A 5,392-nucleotide genomic window follows, 5' to 3' on the forward strand; every position below is an offset into this window, starting at 1 on the left:
CTCGGCGCTCTTCGCGGACAAGTGCTTCGATGCCCTGAAGGCGCCGATCAAGCTCGTTACGGCCCCTCATACTCCAGTGCCCTATGCGCCCAATCTTGAGGACGCCTATGTGCCGACCCCCGACGCTGTGGCGCAGGCCGCCAAATCTATCGTGAAGAGGTAATCCGATGTCGCTTATCGAAGCCGTCACCGTTCCCAAATGGGGAATGACAATGACCGAGGGGAAAATCACCCAATGGATGGTGGGCGCCGTTAAATGCTTTCTAACTCAAATCGAAAGGACTATTAATGACAAACTATGCGGATAAAGTAGTAATCGTCACAGGCGCAGGTTCCGGGATGGGGCGGGCCATGGTCGGTGAATTCGTCGGCAGAGGCGCATTTGTTGCTGCTTTGGACATAAACTACGACCGTGCCGTCGAAACCGTACAAAGTTTGATGAAGCCGGAGATGGCGCTTTCATTGAAGGTTGATGTTAGCGATCCGGAGAGCGTGAACAAGGCAGTGGATGCTGTCCTTGGCCGCTGGGGCAGGATCGATCTGCTTTGCAACAACGCGGGAGTTCTTGATGGTCACGCGCCTGCACATGAGACGAGCGTAGAGGAATGGCATCGTGTGATGGCGGTCAACCTTACAGGCCCCTTTCTTATGTCCCGCGCTGTAATTCCCGTCATGCTGAAACAAAAGAAAGGTGCGATTATCAACACATCATCGACGTCCGGGTTCAGCGCCGCTGGTGGGGGTACCGCTTACACTGCTTCGAAGCATGGCGTCATCGGTCTGACGCGTCAGCTAACGTTCGAATACGGCCATCTCGGAATTAGGGTAAACTCGATTTGCCCTGGCGCAACTGCGACACCGCTTGCGCTTCCAGAACATAATTCAGCATCCCCCGATATGGAACTCGCGATTAGCAAAGTTCCCGCACGCCGTTGGTGCCGGCCGGAAGAGATAGCAAAACTCGCTGCATTTTTGGGGAGTGATGATGCCGATTATGTCCATGGGAGCGAATATGTAATGGACGGTGGCTGGCTAGCGGGCGCGCGTGATCCATTCTGACGGCGTGCCTGACTCCGATTGCAATCGGAGCGGATGTGGTGGTGAATGTATACGAGAGTGAAACATGTGCGGTTCTGGAGTGGGGCTTCAGCGAACTGAAGCCCCATAGGGAATGAATGAGGAAAACATATGTTGCCATCAAGCGTGCTTGGCGCCTGTGATGCACTGAGAGAGCATCTAGATCAGACCGACTGGTCGGAATTATCCAGCGGTCGAAGAAGGATTCTTGAAGTTTTTCTGAGGCTGGCCTCAGTTGAGGGGTACTCCGCGGTAACAATGCGGACCTTGGCGAAGAGTGCAAACGTTAAGGCCGCGAGTATTTATTTCCATTTTCCTGATGGGAAAAGCGAAATAGTCTCAGAATCGCTTCGATGGCACTATTCCCGCTGGGGATACACGGTCCTGAATGAGATCCAAGCCGCCGCGTCGGTGGATGAATTTTGGGATAAACTCGTTCTGTCGGTACTTCATCACCAAGTCACCCTTCCAGCGGCAGACCTATGGGACCTTCTTGTCCGCATGGATCGCGTCGGCGGCTTCTTGGAGCCAGATTTCAGGCGCGAAATCGATGCGTGGCTTACACTTTGTTTGCAACTGTTCGAAGCCGCTGCAACGGAGATGGGTTACAGACCCGACCGGCAGACAATCAAGCTCATCATGTCAATTCTCGATGCATCGACAAGTTGGTGTGAATGTTTGGACCACGAAAATCTGTTCGAGAAGTGTGGCCGGAAAGCGATCGAACTGACGCGCTCTATTCTAAGAGACCAGCAGGAATAATTGCGAACAGGATAATTAACTCGATTAATCCCCAGCAACGTACAGAGGTCACAAATGAAAAAGGGACTACCTGGTCTTCGTGGTCTTGATCACATAGGGATAACGGTGCCCGATCTTGACGCAGCAATTAATTTTCTAAGTGAGGTTCTAGGCTGCATCGTCGTCTATCGGGCGCCTGCGTTTGGGGATCAAACGGGAACCTTCATGAAAGATCAATTGAACGTCCATCCAAGGGCAACAGTCCGAGGTGTGGCATTCTTGCGATGTGGGCACATGAATTTAGAGATTTTCGAATTCCAATCATCGGACCAAGCCTTGGATTTACCCAAGAACAGTGACGTTGGGGGTCATCATATTGCTTTTTATGTCGATGATATCGAAACAGCAGCCGAACATCTAAAAAAATACGATGTCAAGATGTTGGGAAAGCCGATCGTTGAGCGCGACGGGCCGGATCTCGGCGTGATATGGCAATATTTTTTGGCTCCTTGGGGGCTTCAGATGGAGCTAATTAGCTATCCAGATGGAAAAGGTTACGAGCTGGAAACAAGTGATCGACTTTGGAACCCTTGTAATGCTTAGCGGCATCAACCGTCGATTGTCATTTCAGGTCATCAACACTCAGCCGGCGAGCAGGAGATGGCTGCCGTAAATTTTATCCGCGATTACTTTCTTGCTTTCGAGGATGAAAATGGCGGGGCGATGAATAGCGCCGAATTGATCGAAGCCATGAGTCGAAGATATCTCGATTTAACGCGACCAGGCTGTCTAGAACTCGGCGCGAAGGTTGTGAAAGGCGAATTGAAATTGGGCTGAACTGATCTTTTTGTGCCACTTCCCGAGCGTAGGGTATGAAATCAATAAGCCGAGCAACGTCTCTCACACACGATCCTAAAAAACTACGGGATCGGCAGATAAGCGTGCTTTTCCTGTAACAAGACGCCCAAGGAGTTGAGTGCTGAAGTGGCCTCAACCCCAAAACTGAGGTCGTTCACGCTACGGTCAGTGGACGCGCAGACCGCATGGTTATTCTTTCGATGAACGATCCAGTAGCTTAACTAAGCTGATCTTGGATTCTTTTTTTGTTCGCTGGAGGGCACCCAAGATGGCTCGTTCTGATTTCAGTAAATACGATTCAAGAAGGGTCAATGCAGCAGAATTATCTTGAGCCTCAATGAGAGACGTAATCCGAGCGTTAAGAGGCAGGAACGGGTCATGAAAACATGTAATGTCATCCAGCTGACCAAATACGAGACTCAATTCAGCCAATGCGAGATCGAACGCGCTATCGATTCGAGGGCTGTCGCATATCGTGACCATCGCGCGATGAAATTCAAGGTTGAGTTTCGCCGCTGTCTTCCAATCCAAATGGCTCGCCGCCAATTCTCCGGCTTCCGCCGCTGCGCGCATACGGATCACACCGGGATGTGTTTTGTAAGCTAGTTGTAACGCTCGGGTTTGGAGGGCGGACCGTACTCTGAAAATGTCAATGATTGCTGCTTCGTCCGGTGCTGCAACATATACACCACGGTTGGGGATGTGTGTAAGCAGCCCTTGTGCGGTCAGTAGTCGAAATGCTTCGCGCAAGGTATTGCGTGAAACTGCCAATCGAGTTGCAACGATATGTTCCGACAGCTTTTCGCCAGCACGAAACTCCCCGTCTACCATCAAGCCGCGCATGCGGGCAACGATGGCGCCAACGAGGAAGGGTTCGTCATAACTTTCTGAGCGGTCTTTCATTGTAGCCTTAAGGGAAAACGATGACCAAGAAAAATTGAATGCAATGTTAACGATTACATTCGAATATAAACCAAGGCTCGTCAACGTCTAGATGCCGTTTTCCTTTTCGGCGCGCTGGCGTATAAAAATTGAATCTGAAGCCGTGTATTGTGTTTATGCCGAACCCCGAAAGTTAAGTTTGAATGGGACCAGTATATTCTGGCTTGCGAAAGGCACATTAGGGGGATGGACGACCAAGCGGGCGATAGCGGGCCCAAAGTCAGTCGCCGGTACAGATACTGTTGATAACCATGGGGCTAGCCACTCATTCAGGCGGTTATCATCAAATCCCATTAATATGAGATCCTCCGGCACCCTCAGCCCTAGCTCCAAGGCGGCGCGGTAAACACCGTAAGCGATCATGTCGTTGCCGCAAAAGATGGATCGCTTGGCGTTTGAAGACGTCAAAAGCTCCCGGCCACGTTCGTAGCCAGATTCCATGGTGTAATTGCCTTCAATTTGCTGGACCGCGCGAGAGTTGCCCAAACCCGCGATGAATCCGTCCAGCCGCTCGGTGCTGCCCGAATAGTTTTTTGGGCCGTGAAGCGCGACGCAATTTTGGTACCCGCGTTCAGCGAAGTGTTTCCCTACGGCGAACCCGGCCGCATAATTGTCAACGCCAACATAGGGGGCGACGATACCATCCGCAGGGCGACGATTGACAAAAATAACATTGTTCTGTCGAGCGCAAATTTCCCGAAGGCGCGGCGTATCGATCGCGCCCTGCAATACAATTGCTCTCGCACGCAAACCCTGCGCATCGACGAGGAGACGGTCCTGTTGTTCGGCGTCTTCCGATGCATTTGCCAAAACCATCGAGAGGCCGACTTCTTTCAGGGCGTTCTCTACCGAGGCGGCGACGTCGGCGGTAAAGTGGTTGGTCGCGTCGGGGACCATCATCACAACCACCCTGCTTCGCGCAAGGCGAAGCGAACGACCAATTTCTGAGGGTGTGTACCCTAAAGCCTCCGCCGCTTTTTTTACTTTCTCAATCGTTTCAGGAGCGATTGCATCGGACTTGCCTCCGAAATATCGAGAAACGGTCGCCGTGGACAATCCGGAGAGACGGGCCACATCGTGAACTGTTGGGGGCTTGGTCATGTTGCAAAAACTCGAATACGAATCCAGAGGTTCCTAAAAAATATATCGTGGGACTCAAGCATAGCGGACAAGATGGTTGGCCGATAGGTGCGGAGTAAGGGCCATGTGGCTCTCGATGTCCTTGGCCGAAATGCTTCCACATGCTTTGAGAATTCACCGCAGGGGCCATTCTGCATACGGACAGTGTGTTGGGGTGGAAACCACCGATAGCCGGGCCAGGACGCCGCGGCAGTGTTTTTCAGAGCCGTCCAGACCCTTCTTTCCGCATCTTACTCCCTTATGTCAGGCCATCAGATAATACAATTTCACTTTGCCGCAGCTAACGGTTCCAATCCGGTCCATTGACGGGGACGCTTAGCGATTTTGCCTGCAATGGATATTGGCGAACGCCTTTCTGTGAGTATCATGAGACGCTGTGAAATTTAAAATGTAATCGTTGACATTATGATTTTTGTGTTGTTGTATACGTTAACATCACAAATTTGACGGCCTTAATGGCTGCGGGAACTTACGATCAAGGGCATTGATTATGTGCTGCCCAATGGAGGCCTACCAGTGAAGAAGTTGAATGTTGCGCTTATTGGCACGGGGTTCATGGGCAAAGCCCATTCGATAGCGACGGCGGTTGTGCCGATCCTGTTCGGCGCGCCGATCGAGATTGAGCGCAAGGTGG

Annotated in this window: 7 protein-coding genes; 5 read left to right on the forward strand and 2 right to left on the reverse strand. The window is 51.6% G+C overall.

All coding sequences use genetic code 11. The annotated features are described in order from the left end of the window. The 5 genes from O8B93_RS27625 to O8B93_RS27645 all read left to right on the forward strand — a co-directional run. Nucleotides 1-163, forward strand: a 163-nt coding sequence (locus O8B93_RS27625; RefSeq protein ID WP_309568524.1) for a transketolase C-terminal domain-containing protein, incomplete at its 5' end; no start/stop codon positions are given. A gap of 125 nt (nucleotides 164-288) precedes the next feature. Beyond that, nucleotides 289-1,059 (forward strand): SDR family NAD(P)-dependent oxidoreductase, encoded by a 771-nt coding sequence (locus O8B93_RS27630; protein ID WP_006311579.1) that lies wholly within the window; start codon nucleotides 289-291, stop codon nucleotides 1,057-1,059. A gap of 129 nt (nucleotides 1,060-1,188) precedes the next feature. Beyond that, complete coding sequence (locus O8B93_RS27635; protein WP_006311580.1) at nucleotides 1,189-1,839, forward strand: TetR/AcrR family transcriptional regulator; 651 nt, start codon at nucleotides 1,189-1,191, stop codon at nucleotides 1,837-1,839. A 54-nt stretch (nucleotides 1,840-1,893) separates the two neighbouring features. Next, complete coding sequence (locus tag O8B93_RS27640; RefSeq protein ID WP_006311581.1) at nucleotides 1,894-2,421, forward strand: VOC family protein; 528 nt, start codon at nucleotides 1,894-1,896, stop codon at nucleotides 2,419-2,421. A 57-nt stretch (nucleotides 2,422-2,478) separates the two neighbouring features. Continuing rightward, entirely contained in the window at nucleotides 2,479-2,655 is a 177-nt protein-coding gene (locus O8B93_RS27645) for a hypothetical protein (RefSeq protein ID WP_006311582.1), read from the forward strand. 210 nt (nucleotides 2,656-2,865) lie between these two features. Here O8B93_RS27645 and O8B93_RS27650 read toward each other — a convergent pair whose 3' ends face one another. Both O8B93_RS27650 and O8B93_RS27655 read right to left on the reverse strand, forming a co-directional pair. Next, nucleotides 2,866-3,579: a GntR family transcriptional regulator gene (locus tag O8B93_RS27650; protein ID WP_269713076.1), complete on the reverse strand. Its 714-nt coding sequence runs from the start codon at nucleotides 3,577-3,579 to the stop codon at nucleotides 2,866-2,868. Nucleotides 3,580-3,732: 153 nt separating this feature from the next. After that, a complete protein-coding gene (locus tag O8B93_RS27655; RefSeq protein ID WP_269713077.1) occupies nucleotides 3,733-4,719 on the reverse strand; it encodes a LacI family DNA-binding transcriptional regulator in 987 nt (328 codons plus the stop codon). Nucleotides 4,720-5,392: the final 673 nt, after the last annotated feature.

This window comes from Martinezella rhizogenes (assembly GCF_027460065.1).
GTDB classification, from domain to species: domain Bacteria; phylum Pseudomonadota; class Alphaproteobacteria; order Rhizobiales; family Rhizobiaceae; genus Agrobacterium; species Agrobacterium rhizogenes_C.